Source organism: Micromonospora sp. WMMD975 (assembly GCF_029581215.1).
In the GTDB taxonomy this organism is placed as follows: domain Bacteria; phylum Actinomycetota; class Actinomycetes; order Mycobacteriales; family Micromonosporaceae; genus Micromonospora.
The window spans coordinates 4,114,125-4,138,683 of record NZ_CP120739.1 but is presented as its reverse complement, the minus strand read 5'-3'; the positions used below and the strand labels follow the sequence as shown (position 1 = coordinate 4,138,683).

Below are 24,559 nucleotides of genomic sequence, written 5' to 3'. Positions count from 1 at the left end.
GGCGTGACCGCATCGCCCCCACGTCCCGCCGCACTGCTCGTCGTCCTGCTCACCGGCCAGGCGATGGCCTCGATGGACACCTCGATCGCGGCCGTCGCCGCCCCCGCGATCCGCGCCGACCTGGGCGGCCCGGCCGCCGTCCAGCAACTCGTGCTCGCCGGCTACACGCTCACCTTCGCCGTGCTCGTGGTGGTCGGTGCGCGGCTCGGCGCCCGACACGGCGGCCCCCGGGTCTTCCTGCTCGGCCTGGCCGGCTTCACACTCGCCTCGGCCGCCTGCGGACTCGCTCCGACACCTGTCGCGCTGGTGTTCGCCCGGGTGGCCCAGGGCGCGGCCGGCGCGCTCATGGTGCCGCAGGTGCTGGCGCTGATCCGCAGCGCGCTGCCGGACGCGACCCGCGCGCGGGCGATCGGGGCGTACTCGATGGTTCTCGCCCTCGGCGTGGCCGCCGGCCAGATCCTCGGCGGGCTGTTGGTGACGCTCGACCTCGGCGGGCTCACCTGGCGGTTGGCGTTCCTGGTCAATGTGCCGGTCGGGGTGGTCCTGCACCTCGTCGGCCGGCGGGTCCTGGCCGACCCGCCGGCCGTACCGCTCCGGCGGGAGCCACTCGACCTGCCCGGCGCCGCGCTGCTGGCAGCGGCGATGCTCACGCTCGTGCTGCCGCTGGTCCTCGACGCCGCCACGTGGATCCGCGTGGTCGCGGTCGCCACCGGCGCCGTCGGGCTACGGCTGTTCCTCCGGTACGAGCAGCGGCGGGCCCGGCGGGACCAGGCGCCCCTGCTGGACGTGACGGTGCTGCGCCACCCTGTCGTGCCGGCCGGACTGTTCGCCTGCTGCGTGGTGATGGGCTGTTACGCCGGCTTCCTGTTCGTGTTCACCCTGCGGGCGCAGGACGTGCTGGGACTCAGCGCGCTCGCCGCCGGGCTGGCCTTCCTCCCGTACGCCACAGGTTTCGCCCTGTGCGGCCTGGCGGTGGCCCGACTTCCCGGACCGGTCCGGGTGATCCTGCCGGTGGCCGGGCCGTTGGTGCTGGCCGCGGCGACGGTGGCCGTCGCCGGGCTGTCGGCGCGGGGCTGGCCGTGGGCGGCCGGCAGCGCGTTGCTGCTGCTCGGTGGGGCGGCGCACGCGGCGGCGTTCAGCCCGCTCGTCACCCGGCTCGCCGACGTCGTCCCGGCGAGCGCGGCGGCTGCTCTCTCCGCGTTCGTCTCCACCGGCACGCTGCTCGCCGCCGTGCTCGGCGTGACCGTGGTGGGCGGCCTGCACCTGGGCCTGACGGCCGCCGGGGCGGACGGGAGCGCGCTCGCGCTGCCACCGGCGCTCGCCACCGCCGCGCTGCTGCTGGCCGGCGCGTTCGCCGCCCGCCGGGCGGTCCGGCCGGCAGTGGTCGGCGCGGACGTCGGTGCCCGGACCGCATAGTAGATCAGCTCAATTGTTGATGAATCACGTATGCTGGCCTGATGGCGCCACCCACCGTGCCCACCGACGGCGAACGGGCCGGCCTGGCCGGAGACACCGTGCGTCGGCTCGTGCACGTCGCCGCCGCCATGCGGCACCACCAGGACGAGGGGATCGCCGCGCTGGGACTCACCCCGGCCGCCGCCCGGGCGCTGTACGCGCTGGACCCGGATCATCCGCTGCCGGCCCGTGAACTCGCCGAGCAACTGGGCTGTGACCGGTCCAACGTCACCGGCCTGGCCGACAAGCTGGAGCAGGCCGGTCTGGTGCAGCGGCGTACCGACCCGACCGACCGGCGGCAGAAGGCGCTCGTGGTCACCGCCCGGGGCCGGCAGGTGCGCGAGCAGGTCGGGCGGGTGATGTCGGACTCCCGACTGCTCGACGGCTTGAGCGTCACCGAGCTGACCACGCTGCGCGAGCTGGTCTGGAAGGTGTCCGACGGTGGGTGCCCGGCGGAGTGCGGCGAGAACTGAGCCACGCCGCGTGGAACGTGTCCGACTGGGCGAGGTGGGCATCAGTCGGTAATGCTGTCCGACGTGACCACCCCGCACGATCTCGACGACCAGCTCCGCGCCGACCTGGCCGCGCTCGGCGCGCCGGACCAGCGGCGCGACCTCGACGAGCCGCTGCCGCGCGACGGTGAGTCGCTGCCGCGCGACCGTAATCCGTCCCGTGACGGTGAGCCGCCGCGTTCTGGTGGACTGCCGAGTGATGGCGGGCTGGCGCGGGACGGTGCGGCGCGGCCCGATGGTCGGGGGCTGACCGGGGCGCAGGCACTGGCGCTGTTCGACGCGCAGGTCACCAGCCGGCTGCTCGACCTGGCCGGGCGCTGGCTGCGCGGCTTTGGTGAGGGCTACTACACGATCGGGTCGGCCGGCCACGAGGGCAACGCCGGGGTGGCTGCCGCGCTCCGTCCCACCGATCCGGCGTTGTTGCACTACCGCTCCGGCGCCTTCTACTGCCTCCGCGCCGCCCAGGCCGCCGGTGCCTTCCCAGCCAGCGCGCCACCGGCGCCCGCCCCACTCGACTCGCCGGCGCCCGCTCCACCCGCGCCCGCTTCGCCCGACTCGCCGGTGCCCGCTTCGCCCGACTCGCCGACGCCCGGCCCGGGCGCCCGCACCGATCCCGCTTTCCGAGATGGATCTTCTGAAGTGCGGGATGCGAGTAGATCTTGGAAGGAAAGTGCCCCTATGGGGGCCATTTCGTACCAAGATCTCGAACCTGTGCCTGGTTCTGCGGCGGTTAGCGCTCGGGTTGGGCGGCTGGAAACGGATGAAGCCGCCATCTCGGGCGGGGTTACCGGCTCGGGTGGAGATGCCGCCTCCGGTGGGGCCGATTCGGGTGAGGTCGCCGCTTCGGGCGAGGACAGTGCCGAGGCGGGTCGCCTCGCGGCGGGAGCGGACGCCGAGGCGGGCGGCCTCGCGGCGGGAACGGACGCCGAGGCGGGCGGCCTCGCGGCGGGAACGGACACCGGTGCGGGCGACCTCGCGGCGGGAACGGACACCGGTGCGGGCGACCTCGCGGCGGGAACGGACGCCGGTGCGGGCCGCCTCGCGGCGGTTGCCGGCGCGGGCGGGACGGCTGCCGGTACGGGTGCGGAAGCGGGTCGCCCTGCGGCGGGGGCGGAGGTGGAGGCGGCCAGCCTGCCGGCGGGAGCGGGCGTCGCCGTGGACGCGGACGGCGACGCCACTGTCGGCGTACCCGGATTGCCGCCGCCGGCCCTCGACGACGCCTACGCGTCGGCGGCGCGTGACGTGCTGCGGGGCATGGTCGCCTCGGCGGCGGAGCCGCTCGCCGGCGGCCGGCACAAGGTCTTCGGCCGGGCGGACCTCGCGGTCGTGCCGACCACCTCGACCATCGGCTCGCACCTGCCCCGGGCCGTCGGCCTGGGCCTGGCCCTGGAGCGGCTGCGCCGGGACGGGCGGCGCGTCGACGGCGAACCGGAGGTCGTGTCCTGGCCGCCGGACGCGGTGGTGGTCTGCTCGTTCGGCGACGCCTCGGTCAACCATGCCACGGCCACCGCCGCGCTCAACACCGCCGGGTGGTACGACCACACCGGCCTGCGCATCCCGGTCCTGTTCGTCTGCGAGGACAACGGGTTCGGGATCAGTGTGCGCTCACCGCAGGGGTGGGTGGCCGCCACGCTGCGGTCGCGGCCCGGCCTCCGCTATTTTGCCGCCGACGGCACGGACGTGGTGGAGACCCACCGGGTGGCGGCGGAGGCGGCGGCCTGGGTACGCCGGCACCGCCGGCCCGCCGTGCTGCACCTGAGCACGGTACGGCTGATGGGGCACGCCGGCGCGGACGCGGAGTCGGCGTACCGGAGTCCGGCGGAGATCGCCGCGGACGTGGCGCGGGATCCGCTGCTGGTCACCGCCCGCCGGCTGGTCGCGGCCGGCTTCGCGAGCGGCGAGGAACTGCTGGCCCGGTACGACGAGCGGGGCTGGCAGCTACGCCGGATCGCCGAGGAGGTGCTGGACGAGCCGAAGCTGACGTCCCCGGTCGAGGTGGTGGCGGAGCTGGCGCCGCGCCGCCCGGCGCGGGTGTCCCGGGCGATCGCCGGGTCGGCGGCGTACGCGGCGGGGCCGGGCGCGGGCGCGCGGGCGGAGGCGTTCGGCGGCAAGCCGCCGGAGTTGACCGGGCCGCTGACGCTGGCGCAGAGCATCAACGCGGCGCTCGCCGACGGCATGCTCGACCATCCCCGGATGGCCGTGTTCGGTGAGGACGTGGCTGCCAAGGGCGGGGTGTACGGGGTGACGAAGGGGCTGCGGGACCGGTTCGGGGCGGCGCGGGTGTTCGACACGCTGCTGGACGAGACGTCGATCCTCGGGCTCGGGCTCGGCGCCGGGCTGGCCGGCATGCTGCCGGTGCCGGAGATCCAGTATCTGGCGTACCTGCACAACGCCGAGGACCAGTTGCGGGGCGAGGCGGCCACCATGCGCTTCTTCTCCCGGGGCGCGTTCCGCAACCCGATGGTGGTGCGGGTGGCCGGGCTGGCGTACCAGGAGGGCTTCGGCGGGCACTTCCACAACGACAACTCGGTGGCGGTGCTGCGTGACGTGCCGGGGCTGGTGATCGCGGTGCCGGCCCGGCCCGACGACGCCGCGTCGATGCTGCGTACCTGCCTGGCCTCGGCCCGGGTGGACGGCGCCGTCTGTGTGTTCCTGGAGCCGATCGCGCTCTACCACGCCCGCGACCTCTACGCCGACGGTGACGGCGAGTGGCTGGCCGAATATGCCGAGCCGGGCGCCTGGGCGGACCGGCACGTGCCGGTCGGCCGGGCCCGGGTGTACGGGATCGGCTCGGCCGAGGACCTCACCATCATCACCTTCGGTAACGGGGTGCGGATGTCGTTGCGGGCGGCGGCGACGCTCGCCGACGAGGGCGTCGGCAGTCGGGTGGTGGACCTGCGCTGGCTCGCCCCGCTGCCGGTGGCGGACATCATCCGGGAGGCGTCGGCGACCGGCCGGGTGCTGGTGGTGGACGAGACGCGGCGCTCCGGCGGGGTGGGCGAGGGGGTGCTGGCCGCGCTCGTCGACACCGGCTACGTGGGCGCGGCGCGACGAGTGGCCGCACTTGACTCGTTTGTACCATTAGGTCCGGCTGCTCACCAGGTGCTCGTCTCCGAGGAAGCCATCACCCAGGGTGCCCGTACGCTGCTGGCACGGTAAATTCCCTTCCAACCGGTGCGCCACTTGCGCAGCGAGCCGCAACTGTGTGGACTGGGCCGGACGGTGTCACGGGGCACCACGAGCAGGGACGAGATGAGGAGGCACGCGACAGTGAGCGCGACCGCTGGTCAGGCCGCCGACGGGGTACGCAGCCTGGCGGACCGGTTCGGCATCGAACCGGGCATGGTCGTCATGGAGATGGGCTACGACGACGACGTCGATTCCGATCTCCGGGACGCCCTGACCGACCGCTGTGGAGAACTTGTCGACGAGGACACCGACGAGGTGGTCGACGCGGTACTGGTCTGGCACCGGGACGGCGACGGTGACCTCTTCGAGCTCCTCGTCGACGCCCTGGGGCCGCTGGCGGACAACGGCGTGGTCTGGCTCCTGACGCCCAAGGCCGGCCGGGACGGCCACGTCGAGCCGAGTGAGGTCGCCGAGAGCGCGCAGAGCGCCGGCCTCCAGCAGACCTCCACCATCAACGCCGGCCGCGACTGGAACGGCGCCCGCCTGGTGCTGCGGCGCGGCTCCAAGAGCAAGAAGTAGGAGCACGCATGCCCATCGAGGTTGGCGCCGAGGCACCCGACTTCCTGCTCAAGGACCAGAACAACCAGGAGGTCCGGCTCTCGGACCTCCGGGGGCGCAAGACCGTGCTGCTGGTCTTCTACCCGCTGGCCTTCACCGGCATCTGCCAGGGCGAGCTGTGCGAGGTGCGGGACAACCTCGACGACTACGCCAACGACGACGTCCAGGTGCTGACCGTCAGCGTCGACTCGGTCTACGCCCACAAGATCTGGGCCGACCGGGAGGGCTACCAGTTCCCGATGCTCGCCGACTTCTGGCCGCACGGCGCGGTGGCCCAGGCGTACGGCGTCTTCAACGACGTCGCCGGCATCGCCAACCGGGGCACCTTCGTCATCGACAAGGCCGGCGTGGTCCGCTTCGCCGAGATGAACATGCCCGGCGAGGCGCGCGACCAGCAGGGCTGGCGCAAGGCGCTGGCGGAGGCCGTCGCCGCCTGATCCCACCCCCAGACACGTTCGACCGGGCCGGAGGCCGGCAGGTAAGCTTGCCGCTCCGGCCCGCCGTACGGGCGTACCGGGCGCGTAGCTCAGCGGGAGAGCACTCGCCTTACAAGCGAGGGGTCGCAGGTTCGAAACCTGCCGCGCCCACCACCCACCAGCACAGTTCAGGGCGTGTAGCCCGGATCGGCGACGGTCTCGGCGATGCGGGTGAGCCAGTGCATGTCGTTCGATCGGGACTCCGCACTGGCACCGGGGTCGAGGATGCCGGCGAGGAACGCGGCGACGTCGTCGAGGTGCCGCTCGGCGCGGTAGTAGCTCAGCAACGTCGGCTCCGACTCCACCGGCCCGTACCCCTGGCGGAAGAGCGCCGCGCGGCGCGCGTCGATCGGGTGGTCGCCGAAATCCCGGCTGTGCACGAACATCAGGTCCCGCTCGCGCGGCGCGCGGATCGGCGCGTCCCAGTCCACCACGTGCAGCGGGCCGTCGCCGTCGGCGATCAGGTTGCCGGGGTGGATGTCGGCGTGGCAGATGACGTGCGGGGCCGGCGGCACGCTCGCGGCCAGCTCGTCGACCGTCTCCGCCAGCCGGTGCAGCGGATCGCCGTACCGGTGCCAGAACGCGCCGAGGGTCGCGCTCGTCGCGGCCTGCCCGCTCAGTGTCCGCAGCCGCTGCCCGGCCCGCGACCGGTAGGTCTCGACCGGCAGGATGGCGGCGATCTCGGGGCTGGGCGGGACCGCGTGCAGGTGGGCGAGGAACTCGCCGTACTCGATCCACTGGCGGTCGGTGAGACCGCGACCCCAGAGGCTGCCGCCGTCGCGGTACGGGTAGAGCAGGAGCTGGTAGTCGCCGAACCGGTGGGCGGTTCCGCCGCCGGCCAGGTCCACCGGCGCCACGACCTGCCGGACGCCGCGGGCGCGGAGGAAGCCGGGCAGCCGGACGGCGGCGGAGGTGAACTCGCCGCGGCGCAGTTTCAGGAACCAGCGCCCGCCGTCGGACGTGTCCACCCGGTAGGCCCATGCCTGCCCGTCCAGCCCGACCGGGAGGAACACGAGGTCGGCGACGTTCACGGCCCAGGCGTCGGCCACCTCGGCCGCGAGGAGCCGCTCGTCCACGCCCGGCTTGTCGATCATTGCCGGAGCGTCCCAGGTCATGGCTTCTTCGGCAAGGCATCAGGCGAGCGGGTCGACGACGCGGACGCCGTGGTCGCGCAGCGCTGCCTCGATCCGTTCGCGGCTCTCCGGGTCGGGCTGCCGCCACAGCCACACCTGCCCGACCATGACCGCGCTGTTCGGGCCGGGTACGTCCCACCGGCCGCCGTCCGGGTACACGGCGAGCGCGAGCCGGCCGAAGCCGGGACGGGCGAGCCCGGCCTGGTGGATCTCGGACCACCGGTAGCTCCGGGTGACCGTGCCCCGATGTCGGACCAGCAGCCCGGTGGCGTCGGCGAGCAGCGCGCCGTCCCGGTGCAGCCAGGCCGAGACGACGGTGGCGGCGGTCGTCCCGATGAAGACGATGAGGGAAGCGGCGTGCAGCCGGAAGCCGATCGCGACCGCCACGGCGAGCAGGCCGAGCGGTACGAGCACCGCCGGCCACCACCGGGACGCGAACAACACCACCGGCTCCGCGCCGGCCCCCCGTTCCTCCGCCACAACGCTCTGGTGCCCACATCGGCGGTGATCGACACCACTACGCCGACATGGCGGCATCGGACCGACCGGGACCCCGCCACCTCACCGGAATGGAGTCGATCAAGCGCCCGAGCCCGAGCCGGAGCCCGAGCCCGAGGCGAGCCGGGCTACTGGCGGCGGCGGGCGTCGGCCTCGGCGTCGATCAGGTCGTTCAGCGCCAGCGCCGAGTTGATCAGGGAGAGGTGGCTGAACGCCTGCGGGTAGTTGCCGATCTGCTCACCCGTCGCGGCGATCTCCTCGGCGTACAGACCGAGGTGGTTGCTGAACGTGATCATCTTCTCGAAGGTGAGGCGCGCGTCGTCGAGGCGTCCGGTGCGGGCCAGCGCCTCGACGTACCAGAAGGTGCACATGTTGAAGGTGCCCTCGTGGCCGGGGAGGCCGTCGGGGGAGTGCACCGGGTCGTAGCGGTGGACCAGGCTGTCCGAGACCAGGTCCCGTTCGATCGACGCCAGGGTGGAGCGCCACAGCGGGTCGCTCGGCGTGACGAAGCCGACCGACGGCATGGCCAGCAGCGCGGCGTCGAGCACGTTCTCGTCGTACGCCTGCACGAAGCTTTCGCGTTCCCGGTGGTAGCCGCGGGCCATGACCTGGTTGTAGATCCGGTTCCGCTGCTCGATCCAGCAGCTCATGTCTCCGGGGCGGCCGGTGCGGGTGGCCAGCCGGATGGCCCGGTCCAGCGCCACCCAGGACATCACCCGGCCGAAGGTGTAGTTGCGGGGGTGGTGCCGGCTCTCCCAGATGCCGGCGTCGCGCTGGTCCCAGTTGTGGCAGAGCCAGTCGACCATCCGGACGGTGCTCTTCCACACCTGGTGGGACACCCGGATGCCCTGCTCGTCGGCGAGGTGCATGGCGTAGAGCGCCTCGCCGTGGATGTCGAGCTGGAGTTGGTCGGCCGCGCCGTTGCCGATCCGCACCGGGCGGGAGCCGCGGTAGCCCTCCAGGTGGTCGAGCACCTCCTCGTGCAGGTCGGAGGAGCCGTCCACCCGATACATGATCTTCAACGGGTCCTGGTGGTCGCCGGCCTCGCGGATCCGCTCGTCGAGCCAGTTCATGTAGCTGCTGACCTCGTCGGTGAAGCCGAGGCCGAGCAGCGCGTGCACGGAGAACGAGGTGTCGCGTACCCAGGTGTAGCGGTAGTCCCAGTTGCGCGTGCCGCCGACCAGCTCGGGCAGCGCGGCGGTGGGCGCGGCGATCATCGCGCCGGTCGGCGCGTACGTCATGAGCTTCAGCGTGATGGCGGAGCGTTCGACCATCTCCCGCCACCGGCCGGTGTAGCGGGAGCGTTCGACCCAGCGCCGCCAGTAGTCCCGGGTCCACTCGAACATCCCCTGGACCTCTCCCGGGGAGATGATCCGGGGTTCCGTGCCGGCCGTCTCCAGGACCACCCCGCCGGTGTCGCCCTCGTTGAGCGTGCCGTACGCGACCAGGTCGTCGTCGTCCAGGCGGATGTCGCCGCCCTGGGCGATGAGCTGCCGTACCGGGTCGACCGGGTTGAACGTGAGCGTCGCCGACGGGCTGCGGAAGACGTACCCGTTGCGGTGGCGTTCGAGCTGGTGCTTCTGTCGGGCGTAGTCGAACCGGGGCCGGCACTCGACTTTGAAGCGCATGCTGCCCCGGACCATGTTGACCATGCGGACCAGGCGGTGCGCGTCGGTGATCCGCTCGCCGGTGACCGGCATGAAGTCCATCACCTCGGCGACGCCGTCCGCGCTGATGAAGCGCGTGATCAGGATCGGGGTGCCGGGCAGGTAGAGCTGCTTGGTGACGTACCTGACGTCGTGCGGGGCGATCCGGAAAAAGCCGCCCTTCTCCTTGTCCAGCAGCGCGGCGAAGATGCTCGGCGAGTCGAAGCGCGGCGCACAGAACCAGTCGATCGTGCCGTCGCAGGTCACAAGCGCGGCGGTCTGCAGGTCGCCGATGAGCCCGTGGTCCTCGATCGCCGGATAGCTCTCCACGTCGCCCCCCGCGCTCGACTGCCTCCTGCGCACTCCAACCTAGGGGAATAATTGTCAGGTTAGGGCCGTTTCGCGCGGTTGGTCACCCCGGCGACGTGCCTCGACCGCCGCGCGCGTCTCCGCGGCCACCAGGTCCGCGTTGATCATCGCGGCCGTCCGGGCGCCGGCCGCAGCCGCGGCTCCGACCTGCGCGGACAGGTCGGTCACGTTCCCCGCCGCCCACACCCCGGGAACCTCGGTACGCCCCGCCGGGTCGGCCGGCACGTACTCGCCCGATCCGCTCTCGTGCGGCACCGCGCGCAGCCCCAGCGCCGCCAGGAACCCGGCCCGCGCCACCATCCGGGGCGCGACGGTCAGCACCTCGCGGGCGACCGTGCGACCGTCGCGCAGGCGTACCCCGGTCACCCGGTCCCCGACCACCTCGACGGCCGCGACCTCGCCCTCGACCACCGGCACGCCGCGCGCGGCGAGCTGCTCGGCCTGCTCGTCGGTGAGCGGCGGCGCGGCGTGGCGGAAGAGGACCACGTCGTCGCTCCACTGCCGGAACAGCAGCGTCTGGTGCACCGACATCGGGCCGCTGCCGATCACCCCGATCGGCCGGTCGCGCACCTCCCACCCGTGGCAGTACGGGCAGTGCACCAGGTCCCGGCCCCAGCGCTCGCGCAGGCCGGGCACCTCCGGCAGCTCGTCCACCAGACCGGTGGCCACCAACACCTGGCCGGCGCGCACCCGGCGGCCGTCGGCGAGCGTCACGTCGAACCCATCGCCGTCGCGGCGTACCGCCTCGACCTCGCCGGTGAGCAGGTGCCCGCCGTAGCGGCGGACCTCGTCCCGCCCGCGCGCCAGCAGCTCGGCCGGCGGCACGCCGTCGAGGGCCAGCAGCGCGTGCACCCCGTCGGCCGGCGCGTTGCGCGGGTTGCCCCCGTCGACCACAAGCACTGACCGGCGGGCCCGGGCCAGCATCAGCGCGCCGCTCAGTCCGGCCGCGCCGCCGCCGATCACCAACACCTCGTAGCCGTCTTCCCTCAGTTCGGTCATCGTGACCACCTCCGCGCCAAGCGTGCGACGGCCCCTGGCAAAACCGCAAGCCTTGTTGCCGTTGTGGCAAACTGGGGGCATGGATGACGACCTCGACCAGGCCCTCGACGCGGTCGGCCCCCGGCTGCGTGCCCTGCGCCACGAGCGGGAAACCACGCTCGCCGACCTCTCCGCCGCCACCGGCATCTCGGTCAGCACGCTGTCCCGGCTGGAGTCCGGTGGCCGCCGGCCCACGCTCGAGCTGCTCCTCCCGCTGGCCAAGGCGCACGGCGTCACCCTCGACGAGCTGGTCGGCGCGCCACCCACCGGCGATCCGCGCATCCACCTGCGGCCGGTCGCCGCGTTCGGGATGACCATGCTGCCGCTCACCCGACGGCCCGGCGGCATCCAGGCGTACAAGCTGATCATCCCGGCCGGCGGCCGGGCCGAACCCGAGCCGAAGACCCACGAGGGGTACGAGTGGGTCTACGTGCTCAACGGACGGCTGCGCCTGGTGCTCGGCGAACACGACCTGGTGCTCGCCCCCGGCGAGGCGGCCGAGTTCGACACCCGGGTGCCGCACTGGTTCGGCCGCGCCGACGACCAGGGGGTGGAGTTCCTCAGCCTCTTCGGCAGCCAGGGCGAGCGCGCCCACCTGCGCGCCCGCCCCCGCGGCTGAGCGAACGCACCCGCCGACGCGGCCCGCGGCGGCACGATCAGGCGGTGAGCTATGCGGACGTACGCGGGCTGCGGATCTGGTACGAGGAGCACGGCGCCGGCAAGCCGCTGGTGCTGCTGCACGGCTCCTACGGCTCGACGGAGACGTTCGCGGCGGTCCGGCCCGCGCTCGCCACCCGCCGCCGGCTGATCGCGGTCGACCTCGAGGGCCACGGCCGCACCGCCGACGTGGCCCGGCCGCTGCGCCACGAGTCGATGGCCGACGACCTGGCCGCGCTGCTGGACCACCTCGACCTGCCCGAGGTCGACCTGCTCGGCTACTCGCTCGGCGGCGGGGTGGCCCTGCGTACCGCCATCCAGCACCCCACGCTTGTCCGCCGCCTGGTCCTGGTCTCCACGCCGTTCCGGCGGCGGGGCTGGCACCCGGAGCCGCTGACCGCGATGTCCGCCCACGACGAGCGCGCCGCCGAACGGATGCGCGGCACCCCGGCCCACGAGCGGTACGCGCGGGCCGCGCCCCGGCCGCAGGACTGGCCCACGCTCTGGGCGCGCAGCGGTGAGCTGCTGCGCCGCGACTACGACTGGTCGGCCGAGGTGGCGGCGCTGCCGATGCCGGTGCTGCTGGTCTTCGCCGACGCCGACGCGATCCCGGTGCGCCACATGGCCGACTTCTTCGCCCTGCTCGGCGGCGGCCGGCGGGACACGGACGACCGCCCAGCGTCCCGGCTGGCCGTACTGCCCGGTCTGACCCACGCCGACGTGATCACGTCACCCGCCCTGCCGGCGGCGGTCCTGCCCTTCCTCACCCACACCGCACGCGCCCCCGGCTGAGCCGCCACCCGCGCCGGATCGACCGTGCGTGCCGTCGGAACGGTGCGGTCTATCCTCGGATGACACGAGACGTGTCCGCTGACGAGGTGGTCGATGCTGAAGGATCTGGCCGCGGACCGGCAGGCGCAGGGGGACACCCGTCGCCGCAACCTCGGCGCGCTGCTCCGCCGGGTCCACCTCGGCGGCCCGGCCTCCCGCGTCGAGCTGGCCGACCGGATGGGCGTCAACCGCAGCACGGTCCTGGCCCTCACCTCCGAACTCGCGGCGGCCGGCCTGGTCCGGGAGGTGCCCGCCACGGCGAGCGGCCGGGCGGGGCGTCCGTCCTTCGTGGTCCGGCCGGAGTCGGACACCGTCTACGTCCTGGCCTTCGACATCGCGGTCGACCGGCTCGTGGCCGCCCGCGTCGCCCTCGGCGGGACGGTGTCGGCCCGGCTGGAGGCGACCCGGCCGCGGGCGGGCGTCGACCTCGACTCGGTGGTTTCCGTGCTCGCCGGCTTCGGGCGGGAGCTGCACCGGGACGCGCCGCCGGGGGCGGTGTGCGTGGGCATCGGGGCGTCCTACTGCGGGATGATCCGGCCGGGCGACGGGATGGTCCGGTTCGGGCCGGACCTGGGCTGGGTGGATCAGGCGTTCGGCGCCGAGCTGGCCCGGCGGCTCGACCTGGGCCTGCCGGTGCTGGTCGGCAACGAGGCCCACCTCGGCGCGATGGCGGAACACCAGCGCGGCGCCGGCGTCGGTGCGCAGAACCTGATCTACCTGCACGGCGACGTCGGCGTCGGCGGCGGGATCATCGTCGGCGGGGACCTGCTCGACGGCGACGGCGGGTACGGCTCCGAGGTGGGGCACATGCTCGTCAACCCGTACCAGGGTCGGCCCTGCGGCTGCGGCTCCCGGGGCTGCCTGGAGGCTGAGGTCGGCGAGCGGGCGCTGCTCGACGAAGCCGGCCGCCCGGCCGACCACCGGGGACGCGACGCGGTCCGGGCCGTGGTCGCCGCCGCCGAGCAGGGCGACGCCGCCGCCCAGGCTGCCCTGCGGCACATCGGTGACTGGCTGGGCATCGGGGTGGCCAACCTGATCAACCTGTTCAACCCCGGCGTGGTGATCTTCGGGGGCACGCTGTGCGAGGTGTTCCCCGGCGCGGCCACCCAGGTGCGCAGCCGGATCGCGGCGAACGTGCTGCCTGTCTCGCGGGACAAGGCCCGGCTTGCCGTCTCGGCACTCGGCTACGACGCCACCCTGATCGGGGCGGCCGAACTGGGCTTCTCCCCGCTGCTGACCGACCCGCTCGGCATCCCGGCCCTGGCACCGCCCCGCCGGTAGCCCACACCCGCTCGCGTCCCCCACCCGCTCGTGCTCCGTGCCCCTCCGCCCGCTTCCCTCTCGCCTGTCGGGATAGATCTCTCGATAGGTGAGAGCGTATAGATCTTGGTAGCAAAGTGCCCCTATGGGGGCCGTTCCGTACCAAGATCTCCGACCTGCATCCGCGAGCTGCGTCGATCATGGAGGTGTGATCGTGGACGAAACGGTCGAAGGTGGCATCCCCTGGCACCACAACTCCATGATCGGCGAGATCGACGTGATCGCCGAGGAGGGGCGGGCGGGGCGGGGGGAGTTCAGAGGTAGCGGCGGTAGCCGGTGGCGGACGGCGTGAAGCCGGCGCTCTCGTAGAAGCGGTGCGCCTCGACGCGGCGTCGGTTCGAGACCAGTTGGACCTTGTAACAGTTGGCGGACCGGGCACTGTCGACGGCGGACCGCATCAGCGCGCCGGCCACCCCCGACGCCGGGCCGCCTCGTCGACGACCACGTTCTCCACCAGCATGAACGGCCGCGCCCCGTGGGTCAGGTTCGGCACGACCAGGGTGTCCACCGTGCCGACCAGTCGCGGACCGAGGAAGGCCAGCAGCAGCGTCCGGCCCGGTTGGGCGTGCAGATCCCGCCACGCGCCGGCCAGGGCGTCCGGGTCGGGGCGGTCGTCCGAAGGGGCCAACTGCCACAGCAGGTCGAAGATCCGGTCGGGGTCGTCGTCCGGCGTCGCCGGACGCACCGTCAGCTCGGCGGGCACGGTGGTCGAGCCTAGGCCGGTCCGACCACACCCCGGCGGTACGGGCCCCAACCGACGAACCTGTCGAACAGCTCGCGGGGCGTGGGCCCCTCGTGCGGGTCGAGCCGGAACAGGTCGTGGGTGGCCTCGTGATAGAGCCCGGACAGATAGACGGCCAGGTCGACGGGGCGGTCGGCGTACTCGGCCGCGAGCAGCAGCCGCGCCTGAGCGCAGGGCCACGGCGAGCCGCAGGCGCGGCAGAGCCAGAGCGGTCGGATCGGCAGGTGCGCCGGTTGGCCCGGCGGGCAGGCGCGAGGCCGGTCCGGGTGCGGCCCGAGCCGGGGTACGGGAAACGCGGCCACGTTCATCACGACCTTCCTTCGAGGCGGAGGGTGGGCCGCCCCGGCATCGGGGGGACATCGGGGCGGCCCGGTGGCGGCCGAGCGGGAATCGGACCACCGGATGACAGTCTGTAGAGGACGGCACTACGGTGGGAAGCCGCCACGTCGTTCCTGGTAGCGGCTGGGTGGGCTCGGGGCTGGGCCCGGGCGGGCGTGGGAGTTTTCGACGCGAAAGGGGAAAGCGTGGGTGGGTCGTGGTGGGACTTCATCGCCGGCGAGCTGCGCCAGGCGCGCGTGCGGGCCGGGCTCAGCCAGGAGGAACTGGCCCGGCGGATCAACTACTCCCCGTCGCACGTGTCGGGAGTGGAGACCGGTCAGCGCCCGCCGAAGATCGATTACCTGACCGCGATGGATCAGGCGCTGGAGACGGGCGGCCTGTTCCTCCGCATGCTCCGCCACGCCGCGCTGACCGACGGGGCTCCGCCGTGGATGCGTGCCTGGGTGGACGACGAGCGGGCGGCCAACATGCTTCGCTGGTATGAGCCGGCCTACGTGCCGGGCATCCTCCAGACCGAGGCGTACGCGCGGATGACGCTTGCGGACAGCCTGATGAGCGCGGAGGAGATCGACCAGTGCGTCACCTCCCGGCTGGGACGACAGGCGATCATCACCCGGGAGCATCCCTGTCGTCTCGTGGCCGTCATCGACGTGATGGTGCTTCGTCGGCCTCTCGCCGCACACGCGGGACTGATGGGCCAACAGTTGGCGCACATGGTGAAGATGGCCGTGCTGCCGGACGTGCAGATCCTGGTGATCCCGGAGGAAGCAGGGCTCTATCCTGCGCTTCAGGGCGGCTTCATCATGGCCAGCCTGACCGACGGTTCGGTGGCCGCATACCTGGATCATCAGATCCGGGCGCAGATGATGCACCAGAGCGAGGACATCGGCACGTTGGAAGCGCACTGGGAGGCGGTGCGAGGGGAAGCGCTGTCCCGAAGGCGGTCCCTCGACCTGATCAAGGAGGCGGCAAGCTCATGGATCTGATCGGTGCGCGCTGGCGCACGTCGACCCGCTCGGGGTCCAACGGCGGTGCCTGCGTCGAGGTGGCCGACAACCTGCCCGGGGTCGTCGGCGTGCGGGACAGCAAGGACCCGTCCGGCCCGGCGCTCACCTTCGCTCCGGCGTCCTGGCGCGTCTTCGTCGCGTATACGAAAGCGGCCGGACGCTGAGCTTCGGCCCGGTGTCCTGACGTCGCGTATACGAAAGCGCCCGGCGCTGACCTTCGGCCCGGTGTCCTGACGTCGCGTATACGAAAGCGCCCGGCGCTGAGCTTCGGGCCGGCGTCCTGACGCGTCGCGCACCCGAAGCGGCGCGACGCTCACCTTCGCGTCCTGGCGCGCTTTCGTCGCGTACCCGAAGCGGGTTTGACCTCATCGACCCAGTCGGCGGGCGAGCCACGGCAGCAGCGCGTCGGCCTGTAGGCGCTGGAACGCCCGGACGGTCGGGATGCCCGGCGGCGGCGGCTGCCGGGCGCCGTCGAGGAAGAAGCCGGTGAAGCCGGCCAGCGCCCCGGTCAGGTCGGCCGGGTCGACGCGCGCGGTGAGTGGCCGGGTGGCCAGTAGGGCGTCCGGGTCGTGGCCGCCGTGCACCTGGACGTTGACGACGGCGAGCAGGGTGTCCAACCAGGCCGGCCCGCGGCAGGCCCAGGGCCAGTCGACCACGGTGACCCGGCCGTCCGGGCCGAGCAGCAGGTTGTCCGCGCGGACGTCGAGGTGGCAGAGGGTGTCGCCGGCCAGGGCGGCCAGGCCCCGGTCGGCGGCGGCGCACAGCTCGGGCAGGTGCGCCCGGGCCCACGGGTCGAGGTCGGCCGGCGGGTCGGCGGCGATCCGGCGCCAGCCGGCGAAGTCGTGGGCGAGCGACTCGGTCGCGGTGGCGGTGGCGACGGCGGGGGCCGGGGTGAGCGTCGCGGCCATCGACTCCAGGGTGGACAGTACGGCGGCCAGCTCGCCGGCGTCCCACGGGGTGACCGGGTGCCGGCCCTCGACGTCGGCGTAGACGAGCGCGATCCAGTCGCCGTCGTCGTGGCTGCCGAGCAGCCGGGGCGTCGGCGCGTGCGCGGGCAGCGCGGCGGCGATCCGGGCCTCGGCCCGGTGCATGGTCGGGCTGCGGTCGTTCTGCGCCGGGCTGACCGCCTTCACGAAGGCCCGCCCGCCGCGCGCGGTGCGGACCCGGTCGGCGGTGCCGGGGGAGAAGCCGCCCGGCTGCGACTCCGCCGCCACCACCCGGTCGTCGAGGATGGCCTCGACCGCGGTACGGACGTGTGCCGGCAACTCGTGCCAGCGGACGCGGATCTTCGACTGACTGCTCACCGTCCCACCGTGCGTGTCGCGCGCCCACCGGGCAACCGGGTTAGGCGGGGGCCCCTATTAACGCCTCGCGGTGAGAGGGGGCCCCTTCTCTACCGGAGGCGTTAACAAGGGCCCCCGCCTAACCCGCGCACTTTGGGGGTTGAAGGGTGCTTTGGCGGGGTTACCTGACCGGGAACGCGGGAACGCCACCGCGACGCCCCGGGGAAGGAGCCACGGATGCGGGAACGCACCGGACTGACCATCGGCGTGCTCGGCTCGTACGGCGGACGCAACCTCGGCGACGAGGCGATCCTCACGGGTCTCCTGGCCGATCTGCGCCAACACGAGCCGAACGCGCGGATCATCGTGTTCTCCCGCAACCCGGCGCACACCGCGCTGGCGCACCCCGACGTCGAGGCGGTGCCGTGGGAGGGCGTCAGCCGGGTCGACTCCTCGCAGGTGCTCCACCAGCTCGACCTGCTCATCCTCGGCGGTGGCGGGATCCTCTACGACAAGGAGGCCCGGCGCTACCTGCGGGTGGTCCGGGTCGCCCAGGAGCGGGGTCTGCCGCTGCTCACGTACGCGGTCGGGGTCGGCCCGCTCACCGACGGGGTGGACACCGGCATGGTGCGCGAGACCCTGGCGCAGGCGGTCGAGGTGACCGTCCGCGACCAGGAGTCGCGGATGGTGCTGGAGGAGGCCGGTCTGGTCAACCCGATCACCGTCACCGGTGACCCGGCGTTCCTGCTCACGCCGGAGGAGTTCCCCGCGCAGTGGCTGCGCGAGGAGGGCGTGCCGGCGGGCTCCCGGCTGGTCGGGTTGAGCGTGCGGGAGCCGGGGCGGGCCGCGGAACGCCTCGACGTCGACGGCTACCACCGGCTGCTCGCCCAGATCGGCGACTTCCTGGTGCACCGCATCGACGCGCATGTGCTGTTCGTCCCGATGGAACGCGACGACATCCGACACTCGCACGGGGTGTTGTCCCACATGATCGCCGCGGACCGGGGGCGGATCCTGCACGGCGACTACCGTCCGGCGCAGATCCTCGGCCTGATGCGCCACTTCGACCTCGCGGTCGGTATGCGGCTGCACTTCCTGATCTTCGCGGCGATGATGAACACGCCGTTCCTGCCGCTGCCGTACGCCGGAAAGGTCTTCGACCTGGCCCAGCGGCTCGGCGTGCCGGCGCTGCGCGGCATGGAGCGGGAGGTGGAGGGCCCGCTGCTGGCCGAGGTGGACCGGCTCTGGGACGAGCGGGCGGCCCGGGCCGGCGAGACCGCCCGCCGGGTGGCGGAGGTGTGCGACCAGGCGCGCGGCACCTCGCAGGTGACGCGGAGCGTGCTGGACAGCATCCGGGCCCGCACGCTGACCCCAACCGCCTGAGCCTTCCGACCGCCCAGCGGCCCGGGCGACCCAGCGGCCGAGGCGGCTCGGTGGCCCGGCGCGGTCAGGCCGCCGGGCCGCGCCAGCTGTAGACCCACTCGTGCTCCGGCCGGTCCCCGGACTCCAACTCGTAGATCTGCGCCTCGGCCAGCCCACCCGGCCCCAGGTGGTGGTGGGTCAGCGGCGGGCGGCCGTTGGCGTCCAGCTCGACCGTGACGGTTTCGCCGTCGGCCGCGCCGCCGACCAGTGGGATGTGCACCGAGGAAGCCATACGACCATCCTGCCCCGGGCGGAGGGCACGCGCAGCGGATAGCGGGCAGCGGGCGGCCCGGTCCGGCGACTAGGGTCCGGAGATGACGACCCCGACGATCGATCCGACGCTCGGCCCGGTCCTCGCCCGCACGGGCGACGAACGGGCGATCCTCGACGCGTTCCTCGACTTCCACCGCGCCACCGTGCTGCGCAAGGCGCGCGGTCTCACCGACGCCGACGCCGCCCGGCGGCTGGTGCCCTCGCTGACCACCCTGGCCGGGCTGCTCAAACACCTCGCCCTGGTCGAGGGCAACTGGTTCGCCCGGCTGTTCGCGCCGGAGCCGGGCGACGTCTACCTCACCTCCCAGGCCGACGCCGACGCCAGCTACACGCTCGGTCCCGACGACACCGTCGAGGCGCTCGCCGCGGCGTACGAAGCGGCCTGCGCCCGGTCCCGGGCCATCGCCGCCCGCTTCGACCTCGACCACGTGGTGCCGCACCCGCAGCTCGGCGAGGTGTCGCTGCGCTGGGTGCTCGTGCACCTGATCGAGGAGACCGCCCGGCACGCCGGGCACGCCGACATCCTGCGCGAGCTGACCGACGGCGAGACCGGCGCGATCTGAGAGTCAGTCGCGGGGCAGCAGCCCGTCCGGATATTCCATCCCGTCGTGGGCGCACGCGGCGGCGGCCACCCGGGCGGCGTACCGGGCCGCGTCCCGCGTGCCGGCGCCGCGCAGCCGGGCGGCGATCAGCCCGGCGGCGAAGGCGTCCCCGGCGCCGTTGGTGTCCACGACCGGCGCGGGCGGGGCGGCGGCCGGCACGTGCGCCGGCGGCGTGTCCGGGGCGTACAGCGTGGCGCCGGCAGCCCCGCCGGTGACCAGCACCGTGCGCGGCGCCAGCCCGGCCACCACCGCGCCGGCCCGCTCACCCAGCGTGACGCCGCTGACGAAGACCAGGTCGGCGGCCTCGGCGAACGGCCGATGGTAGTCGTTCTCGCCGTCCCAGTCGTGCAGGTCGGTGGAGACCGACGCCCCGCCGCGCAGCACCGGCAGCGCGTCCCGGGCCCAATCCATGATCGATACGTGGACGTGGGCCGCCTCGGCGACGAGCGCGGCCAACTCCCGGTCGGTGAACGGCGCCGAACCGGACCAGGGCCGCGGGTCGTAGAGCGACATCCGGCGGCCGTCCGGGTCGACCAGGCTCACCGACCGTCGGGTGCCGGCCGGCGCGTCCACGAGCACGGTCCGCACCGAGGTACGCGCCAGCGCCGCCCGCACCACGTCGCCGGCCGGGTCGGCGCCCAGCACGTCGACGAGCGTCACCCGCAGGCCGAGCGCGTGCGCGGCCAACGCCACCCCGGCGCCGGTGTTGCCGATCCGCAGCTCGACCGGGGGCACGGTCAGCGAGTCGGCGGCGGGCAGCGGCAGCGCGGGCACCCGGGCGCGGACGTCCACGCCCAGCCCGCCGAGCACGAGAAGGTCGACCATGGCGCCGACGATATCCACGCCCGGCCGCCTATCCTTGCCCCGGGCGTCGTCGAGGGGGAGAGCACGTGCTGGTCATCCACGGGCTGTGGCTGCCCGGCGCCGGGCTCGCCCTGTGGGCCGAGGACAGCACGCTGCCGCCCCGGGCGCCCCGCCGGCCCGGCCGCGCCCCGCGCGAACGGCCGCACCCCTTCGCCGCCGACCACGCCACGCTGGCCGCCGCGCTCGACGCGACGTCCGGTCAGCCGGTCTCCGTACTGCTCGGCCTGCCCACCCGCGCCGGCTCGCCGGTGGACTCGCCGGAGCTGGTCCGGACCGCCGTCGCGGACCCGGCCCGCGGTCCGGTCACCCGCGCCGGTTGGCGGGTCCCCGCCCTGGCGTACGCCCCGGACGACGCCTACGCGCTGCTGCGCGCGCCCCGCCCGGACCCGATCGGGGCGAGCCTGCGGCACCTGGCCGAGTTAGCCGACTTCGCCGCCGACCTGGTGACCCGTGGCCGCCTGCTCCCCACCCTGCTCGGTAAGGCGGGGGCCCCGCTTAACGCCTCCGGTATAGGAGGGGGCCCCGCTTATCACTCGGCGGCGGACGGGCGAGGGCGGCGGGCGGCGGGCGAGGCCGGCGCGGTGGCCGCTCACTCGCCTGCCTCCCGGCGGAGGCGGCGGACGGTGGACGAGGCCACCGCGCTGGCGCTCTGGCGGCCGTTGCTCACCGGCACGGACGCGGCCTGGGCCCGCGACCTGGCGCTGGCCCTGCCCCCGGCGGCCCGCGCCGCCCGCGAGTGGCAGCCGGCGGCTTCGGGTGCATCTGTTGTTGCCCAGGCGACAACAGACGCACCCAAACCGCCGGGCAGCGCGGGTGCCACGCATCTGCTAGGGGCGACCGGGCGGGCGGACGGCGTCGGGGCGGGTGAGCTGGTGGCGGAGGCGCTCGACGCGCTTGTCGACGCCGCCGCCCGGGTGGCCCTGGCCGACACCCGGCTGTCCCGGGGGATGCGCCCCGTCGGCGCGGTGCCGGGCTGGTTGGCCGCGCTCACCGGCCCGCAGCGTGTCGTCACCGCCGACCCGGCCGCGCTGGCGACGCTTGGCGCCGAGTTGGACGCCTGGCAGCGCGATGCCGCAGGTGGTGCGGTACGGGCCACGTTCCGCCTGGTCGAGCCGGCCGCCGACCCGGTCGCCGAACTGGTCGAGGGCGGCGCCTGGCAGGTGGAGTTCGGCCTGCACCCGGCCGACGAGCCGGGGCTCGTGGTCGACGCCGGGCACATCTGGCAGCGGCCCGCACCGGCGCTCGCCGCCCGCGGGGTGGATCCGCAGGAGACGCTCCTGGCCGAGCTGGGCCGCGCCAGCCGACTGTGGCCGGAGGTGGACGCCGCCCTGCGTACCGCCGCGCCTGAAGGAATGGAGCTGGACGCCGACGGCGCGCACCGGTTCCTGCGCGAGGGCGCGCCGGTGTTGCACGCGGCCGGTTTCGGGGTGCTGCTGCCGTCCTGGTGGCGGCGCTCGTCGTCGCGCCTGGGCGCGCGGCTGCGGGCGCGCAGCCGCAGCGCCCCGGGCGCGGTCGCCGCGACCGCAGGCACGTTGGGGCTGGACGCGCTCGTCGACTACCGCTGGGAGGTGGCCCTCGGCGACCAGCCGCTTACCGCCGAGGAGCTGGCCTCGCTCGCCGACCTGAAGTCGCCGCTGGTGCGGCTGCGCGGCCGGTGGGTCGAGCTGGATCCGCAGCGGCTGGAGGCCGGGCTGCGGCTGCTCCGCTCGTCGGGCGAGCTGACCGTGGCGGACCTGCTGCGGATGGGACTCTCCGGCGAGGAGCGTGACGGCGCGGAACGCGGCGGTGAGCTGCCGGTGCTCGACGTGGTCGCCGACGGGGCGCTCGGTGAGCTGCTCGCCGGGGAGGCGGAGCGGCGGCTCACCCCGGCCGACCCGCCGCCGGGCTTCGTCGGGACGCTGCGGCCGTACCAGCGGCGCGGGCTGGCCTGGCTGGCCTTCCTCCAGTCGCTCGGCCTGGGCGGGATCCTCGCCGACGACATGGGGCTGGGCAAGACCGTGCAGCTGCTCGCGCTGCTCGCCGGTGACCCGCCGGAAGCCGGGCCCACGCTGCTGGTGTGCCCGATGTCGCTCGTCGGCAACTGGCAGCGGGAGGCCGCGACGTTCGCGCCGGAGCTGCGGCTGCACGTGCACCACGGCGCCGAGCGCGCCCGGGGCGACGAGTTCACCGCCGCCGTCGCAGCGGCGAACCTGGTGCTCACCACCTACTCGGTGGCCGCCCGGGACGCCGTCGACCTGGCCGGCGTCGACTGGCACCGGGTGGTGGTGGACGAGGCACAGGCGATCAAGAACGCCGCGACCCGCCAGGCCGAGGCGGTCCGGTCACTGCCCGCGCGGCACCGGGTCGCAGTCACGGGTACGCCGGTGGAGAACCGCCTCGCCGACCTCTGGTCCATCATGCAGTTCGCCAACCCGGGGCTGCTCGGCCCGGCCGCCACGTTCCGCAAGCGGTTCGCCGAACCGATCGAGCGGCACGGCGACGCCGAGGTCGCCGAACGGCTGCGCCGGGTCACCGGCCCGTTCGTGCTGCGCCGGCTCAAGACCGACCCGTCGATCATCACCGACCTGCCGGAGAAGCTGGAAATGGAGGTGCTCTGCAACCTCACCGCCGAGCAGGCCGCTCTCTACCGGGCCGTGGTCGACGACATGATGGCGAAGATCGAGTCCAGTGACGGGATCGAGCGCCGGGGGCTGGTGCTGGCCACCATGACCCGGCTCAAGCAGGTCTGCAACCACCCGGCCCAACTGCTGCACGACGGCTCCGCCCTGGCCGGGCGCTCGGGCAAGCTGGAACGCCTCGACGAGATCGTCGACGAGGTGCTCGCGGCGGGCGAGAAGGCGCTGCTGTTCAGCCAGTACGCCGAATTCGGCGGGATGCTGCGCGGGCACCTCTCGGCGCGTACCGGAAGGGAGGTGGTGTTCTTGCACGGCGGCGTCGGCAAGGCCGAGCGGGACGCCATGGTGGCGCGGTTCCAGTCCCCGGACGGGCCGCCGCTGTTCGTGCTCTCGCTGAAGGCCGGCGGCACCGGGCTCACCCTGACCGCGGCCAACCACGTGGTGCACGTGGACCGCTGGTGGAACCCGGCGGTCGAGGACCAGGCCACCGACCGGGCGTTCCGCATCGGCCAGCGCCGGCGGGTGCAGGTACGCAAGTTCGTCTGCGCCGGCACGGTGGAGGAGAAGGTGGCCGCCATGATCGCCGAGAAGCGGAGCCTGGCCCGGTCGGTGGTGGGCAGCGGTGAGCAGTGGGTGACCGAGCTGTCCACCGACACGCTGCGCGAACTGTTCACGTTGGAGTCGGGGGCGGTGGTCGAGTGACCACGGGACGCTTCGAGGACTTCGGGCCGCCGCGGCGGGTCGAAGGTGGACTGCGGGCGCGCAGCACCCGGGGCGCGATCGGGCAGTCCTGGTGGTCCCGGCGTTTCCTGGAGGTGCTGGAGTCGTTCGCGCTCGGCTCCCGGCTGACCCGTGGCCGGGCGTACGCGCGCCGGGGCCAGGTGCTCCGGCTGGACGTCTCGCCGGGGCTGGTCACCGCCGAGGTGCAGGGGTCCCGGCCGCGCCCGTACCCGGTGCGGATCGGGCTTCCGGCGTACCCGGAGAAGGTCTGGCGGCGGGTGGAGGCGGAGCTGGCGGGGCAGGCGTTCTTCAGCGCCCGGCTGCTCGCCGGTGACCTGCCGGCGGAGTTGGAGGAGCTGTTCGACGAGGCGGGCGCGCCGCTGTTCCCGGCCGACGTCGACGAGCTGGCGCAGCGGTGCGGTTGTCCCGACTTCGCGGTGCCGTGCAAGCATCTGGCGGCGACCTTCTACCTGTTGGCCGAGGCGTTCGACGCCGACCCGTTCCAGTTGCTGCACTGGCGCGGCCGGTCCCGCGGCGACCTGCTCGACCGGCTGCGTACGCTGCGCGGTGTCCGCCCCGGCGGCACGGTTCCGGCCGCGCCGCCCGGGACCTCGGCGGACCTGGCCGCGCCGGCCGGTGTCGCGGCGGCCGGTACCGCGGCGGCCGGGACTGCGGCGGCCGGTGTCGCGCCGGCCGGGACTGCGGCGGCGGCCGGCGACGCGGCGGAGCTGGCTTCGGTTGGTGGGCCGCCGGTCGCGGCGTCGCCGGTGGCCGGCGCCGGGCGGGTGCTGGCCGGGCTGCCGGCGGTCGACCCGGCGGCGGAGGTGGACCGGTTCTGGCTCGCCCCGGTGCCGCTGCCCGACCGGCCGCCCACTCTGGACACCGGCTCGGAGTTGCTGCTGCGGCAGTTGCCCCCGCCCGGTCCGGAGATCGGCGGTCCGGGCCTGACCGAGCGGCTGCGCCGGGCGTACCGGGAGTTCGGGCGCCTGCCGAACGGTTAAGCGGGGGCC

The 24,559-nt window shown here is 74.1% G+C and carries 24 protein-coding genes and 1 tRNA gene; 15 read left to right on the top strand and 10 right to left on the bottom strand.

The genetic code is table 11. The features are described from left to right. Window positions 1-3: 3 nt before the first annotated feature. From O7613_RS17910 to O7613_RS17885, 6 genes are all read left to right on the top strand, one after another. Entirely contained in the window at window positions 4-1,416 is a 1,413-nt protein-coding gene (locus tag O7613_RS17910; RefSeq protein WP_281587270.1) for an MFS transporter, read from the top strand. A gap of 41 nt (window positions 1,417-1,457) precedes the next feature. Further along, the gene (locus O7613_RS17905) at window positions 1,458-1,928 is read left to right on the top strand and encodes a MarR family transcriptional regulator (protein ID WP_282289367.1); all 471 of its coding nucleotides are present in this window, start codon (window positions 1,458-1,460) and stop codon (window positions 1,926-1,928) included. Between the two features lie 789 nt (window positions 1,929-2,717). Continuing rightward, entirely contained in the window at window positions 2,718-5,126 is a 2,409-nt protein-coding gene (locus tag O7613_RS17900) for a thiamine pyrophosphate-dependent enzyme (RefSeq protein ID WP_348775419.1), read from the top strand. Window positions 5,127-5,237: 111 nt separating this feature from the next. After that, the gene (locus O7613_RS17895) at window positions 5,238-5,675 is read left to right on the top strand and encodes a DUF3052 domain-containing protein (RefSeq protein WP_281587272.1); all 438 of its coding nucleotides are present in this window, start codon (window positions 5,238-5,240) and stop codon (window positions 5,673-5,675) included. Window positions 5,676-5,683: 8 nt separating this feature from the next. Next, window positions 5,684-6,151: a peroxiredoxin gene (locus O7613_RS17890; protein WP_281587273.1), complete on the top strand. Its 468-nt coding sequence runs from the start codon at window positions 5,684-5,686 to the stop codon at window positions 6,149-6,151. 78 nt (window positions 6,152-6,229) lie between these two features. Then, window positions 6,230-6,304, top strand: a tRNA-Val gene (locus O7613_RS17885). 14 nt (window positions 6,305-6,318) lie between these two features. Here O7613_RS17885 and O7613_RS17880 read toward each other — a convergent pair. The 4 genes from O7613_RS17880 to O7613_RS17865 all read right to left on the bottom strand — a co-directional run bounded on the left by O7613_RS17880 (window position 6,319) and on the right by O7613_RS17865 (window position 10,835). Beyond that, on the bottom strand, window positions 6,319-7,284 hold the full coding sequence (locus tag O7613_RS17880; protein ID WP_282289366.1) for an aminoglycoside phosphotransferase family protein: 966 nt from the start codon (window positions 7,282-7,284) through the stop codon (window positions 6,319-6,321). Between the two features lie 39 nt (window positions 7,285-7,323). After that, a complete protein-coding gene (locus O7613_RS17875; RefSeq protein ID WP_282289365.1) occupies window positions 7,324-7,803 on the bottom strand; it encodes a hypothetical protein in 480 nt (159 codons plus the stop codon). A 146-nt stretch (window positions 7,804-7,949) separates the two neighbouring features. Next, window positions 7,950-9,797 carry a glycoside hydrolase family 15 protein gene (locus O7613_RS17870; RefSeq protein ID WP_282289364.1) on the bottom strand — a complete coding sequence of 616 codons (1,848 nt, stop codon included), beginning with the start codon at window positions 9,795-9,797 and terminating at the stop codon, window positions 7,950-7,952. Between the two features lie 54 nt (window positions 9,798-9,851). Further along, window positions 9,852-10,835, bottom strand: coding sequence for an NAD(P)/FAD-dependent oxidoreductase (locus O7613_RS17865; protein WP_282289363.1), 984 nt, complete (start codon window positions 10,833-10,835; stop codon window positions 9,852-9,854). Window positions 10,836-10,914: 79 nt separating this feature from the next. On the opposite strand from O7613_RS17865, the gene O7613_RS17860 reads away from it, so the two are divergent. From O7613_RS17860 to O7613_RS17850, 3 genes are all read left to right on the top strand, one after another. Next, entirely contained in the window at window positions 10,915-11,493 is a 579-nt protein-coding gene (locus tag O7613_RS17860) for an XRE family transcriptional regulator (protein ID WP_282289362.1), read from the top strand. A 44-nt stretch (window positions 11,494-11,537) separates the two neighbouring features. Beyond that, entirely contained in the window at window positions 11,538-12,323 is a 786-nt protein-coding gene (locus tag O7613_RS17855) for an alpha/beta hydrolase (protein ID WP_282289361.1), read from the top strand. Window positions 12,324-12,416: 93 nt separating this feature from the next. Further along, window positions 12,417-13,643, top strand: a complete 1,227-nt coding sequence (locus O7613_RS17850) for an ROK family transcriptional regulator (RefSeq protein ID WP_282289360.1) — start codon at window positions 12,417-12,419, stop codon at window positions 13,641-13,643. 293 nt (window positions 13,644-13,936) lie between these two features. On the opposite strand, the gene O7613_RS17845 is transcribed toward O7613_RS17850, so the two are convergent. Genes O7613_RS17845 through O7613_RS17835 form a run of 3 tightly spaced genes read right to left on the bottom strand, consistent with a single transcriptional unit; the run spans window position 13,937 to window position 14,732 of the window. Next, window positions 13,937-14,080 (bottom strand): hypothetical protein, encoded by a 144-nt coding sequence (locus O7613_RS17845; RefSeq protein ID WP_282289359.1) that lies wholly within the window; start codon window positions 14,078-14,080, stop codon window positions 13,937-13,939. After that, window positions 14,080-14,385 carry a GNAT family N-acetyltransferase gene (locus O7613_RS17840; protein WP_282289358.1) on the bottom strand — a complete coding sequence of 102 codons (306 nt, stop codon included), beginning with the start codon at window positions 14,383-14,385 and terminating at the stop codon, window positions 14,080-14,082. Before O7613_RS17840 ends, O7613_RS17845 begins: the two co-directional genes overlap by 1 nt. 11 nt (window positions 14,386-14,396) lie before the next feature. Then, the gene (locus O7613_RS17835; RefSeq protein WP_282289357.1) at window positions 14,397-14,732 is read right to left on the bottom strand and encodes a hypothetical protein; all 336 of its coding nucleotides are present in this window, start codon (window positions 14,730-14,732) and stop codon (window positions 14,397-14,399) included. Between the two features lie 216 nt (window positions 14,733-14,948). On the opposite strand from O7613_RS17835, the gene O7613_RS17830 reads away from it, so the two are divergent. After that, window positions 14,949-15,749 carry a helix-turn-helix transcriptional regulator gene (locus O7613_RS17830; protein WP_282289356.1) on the top strand — a complete coding sequence of 267 codons (801 nt, stop codon included), beginning with the start codon at window positions 14,949-14,951 and terminating at the stop codon, window positions 15,747-15,749. Then, a complete protein-coding gene (locus tag O7613_RS17825; protein ID WP_282289355.1) occupies window positions 15,740-15,934 on the top strand; it encodes a DUF397 domain-containing protein in 195 nt (64 codons plus the stop codon). The genes O7613_RS17830 and O7613_RS17825 overlap by 10 nt, the downstream gene beginning before the upstream one ends. 201 nt (window positions 15,935-16,135) lie before the next feature. Here the strand turns inward: O7613_RS17825 and O7613_RS17820 are convergent, their stop codons facing one another. Beyond that, the gene (locus O7613_RS17820) at window positions 16,136-17,074 is read right to left on the bottom strand and encodes a phosphotransferase (RefSeq protein ID WP_282289354.1); all 939 of its coding nucleotides are present in this window, start codon (window positions 17,072-17,074) and stop codon (window positions 16,136-16,138) included. Between the two features lie 216 nt (window positions 17,075-17,290). Between O7613_RS17820 and O7613_RS17815 the strand changes: the two genes are divergently transcribed. Next, window positions 17,291-18,436 (top strand): polysaccharide pyruvyl transferase family protein, encoded by a 1,146-nt coding sequence (locus O7613_RS17815; protein WP_281587285.1) that lies wholly within the window; start codon window positions 17,291-17,293, stop codon window positions 18,434-18,436. Window positions 18,437-18,500: 64 nt separating this feature from the next. Here O7613_RS17815 and O7613_RS17810 read toward each other — a convergent pair whose 3' ends face one another. Then, window positions 18,501-18,707, bottom strand: a complete 207-nt coding sequence (locus O7613_RS17810) for a hypothetical protein (RefSeq protein ID WP_281587286.1) — start codon at window positions 18,705-18,707, stop codon at window positions 18,501-18,503. An 82-nt stretch (window positions 18,708-18,789) separates the two neighbouring features. Between O7613_RS17810 and O7613_RS17805 the strand changes: the two genes are divergently transcribed. Next, on the top strand, window positions 18,790-19,311 hold the full coding sequence (locus O7613_RS17805; RefSeq protein ID WP_282289353.1) for a DinB family protein: 522 nt from the start codon (window positions 18,790-18,792) through the stop codon (window positions 19,309-19,311). A 3-nt stretch (window positions 19,312-19,314) separates the two neighbouring features. Here the strand turns inward: O7613_RS17805 and O7613_RS17800 are convergent, their stop codons facing one another. Beyond that, the gene (locus O7613_RS17800) at window positions 19,315-20,175 is read right to left on the bottom strand and encodes a carbohydrate kinase family protein (protein WP_282289352.1); all 861 of its coding nucleotides are present in this window, start codon (window positions 20,173-20,175) and stop codon (window positions 19,315-19,317) included. 65 nt (window positions 20,176-20,240) lie between these two features. Between O7613_RS17800 and O7613_RS17795 the strand changes: the two genes are divergently transcribed. Both O7613_RS17795 and O7613_RS17790 read left to right on the top strand, forming a co-directional pair. Then, window positions 20,241-23,531 (top strand): DEAD/DEAH box helicase, encoded by a 3,291-nt coding sequence (locus O7613_RS17795; protein WP_282289351.1) that lies wholly within the window; start codon window positions 20,241-20,243, stop codon window positions 23,529-23,531. Next, a complete protein-coding gene (locus tag O7613_RS17790; RefSeq protein ID WP_282289350.1) occupies window positions 23,528-24,550 on the top strand; it encodes an SWIM zinc finger family protein in 1,023 nt (340 codons plus the stop codon). Before O7613_RS17795 ends, O7613_RS17790 begins: the two co-directional genes overlap by 4 nt. The last annotated feature ends 9 nt before the right edge of the window (window positions 24,551-24,559 follow it).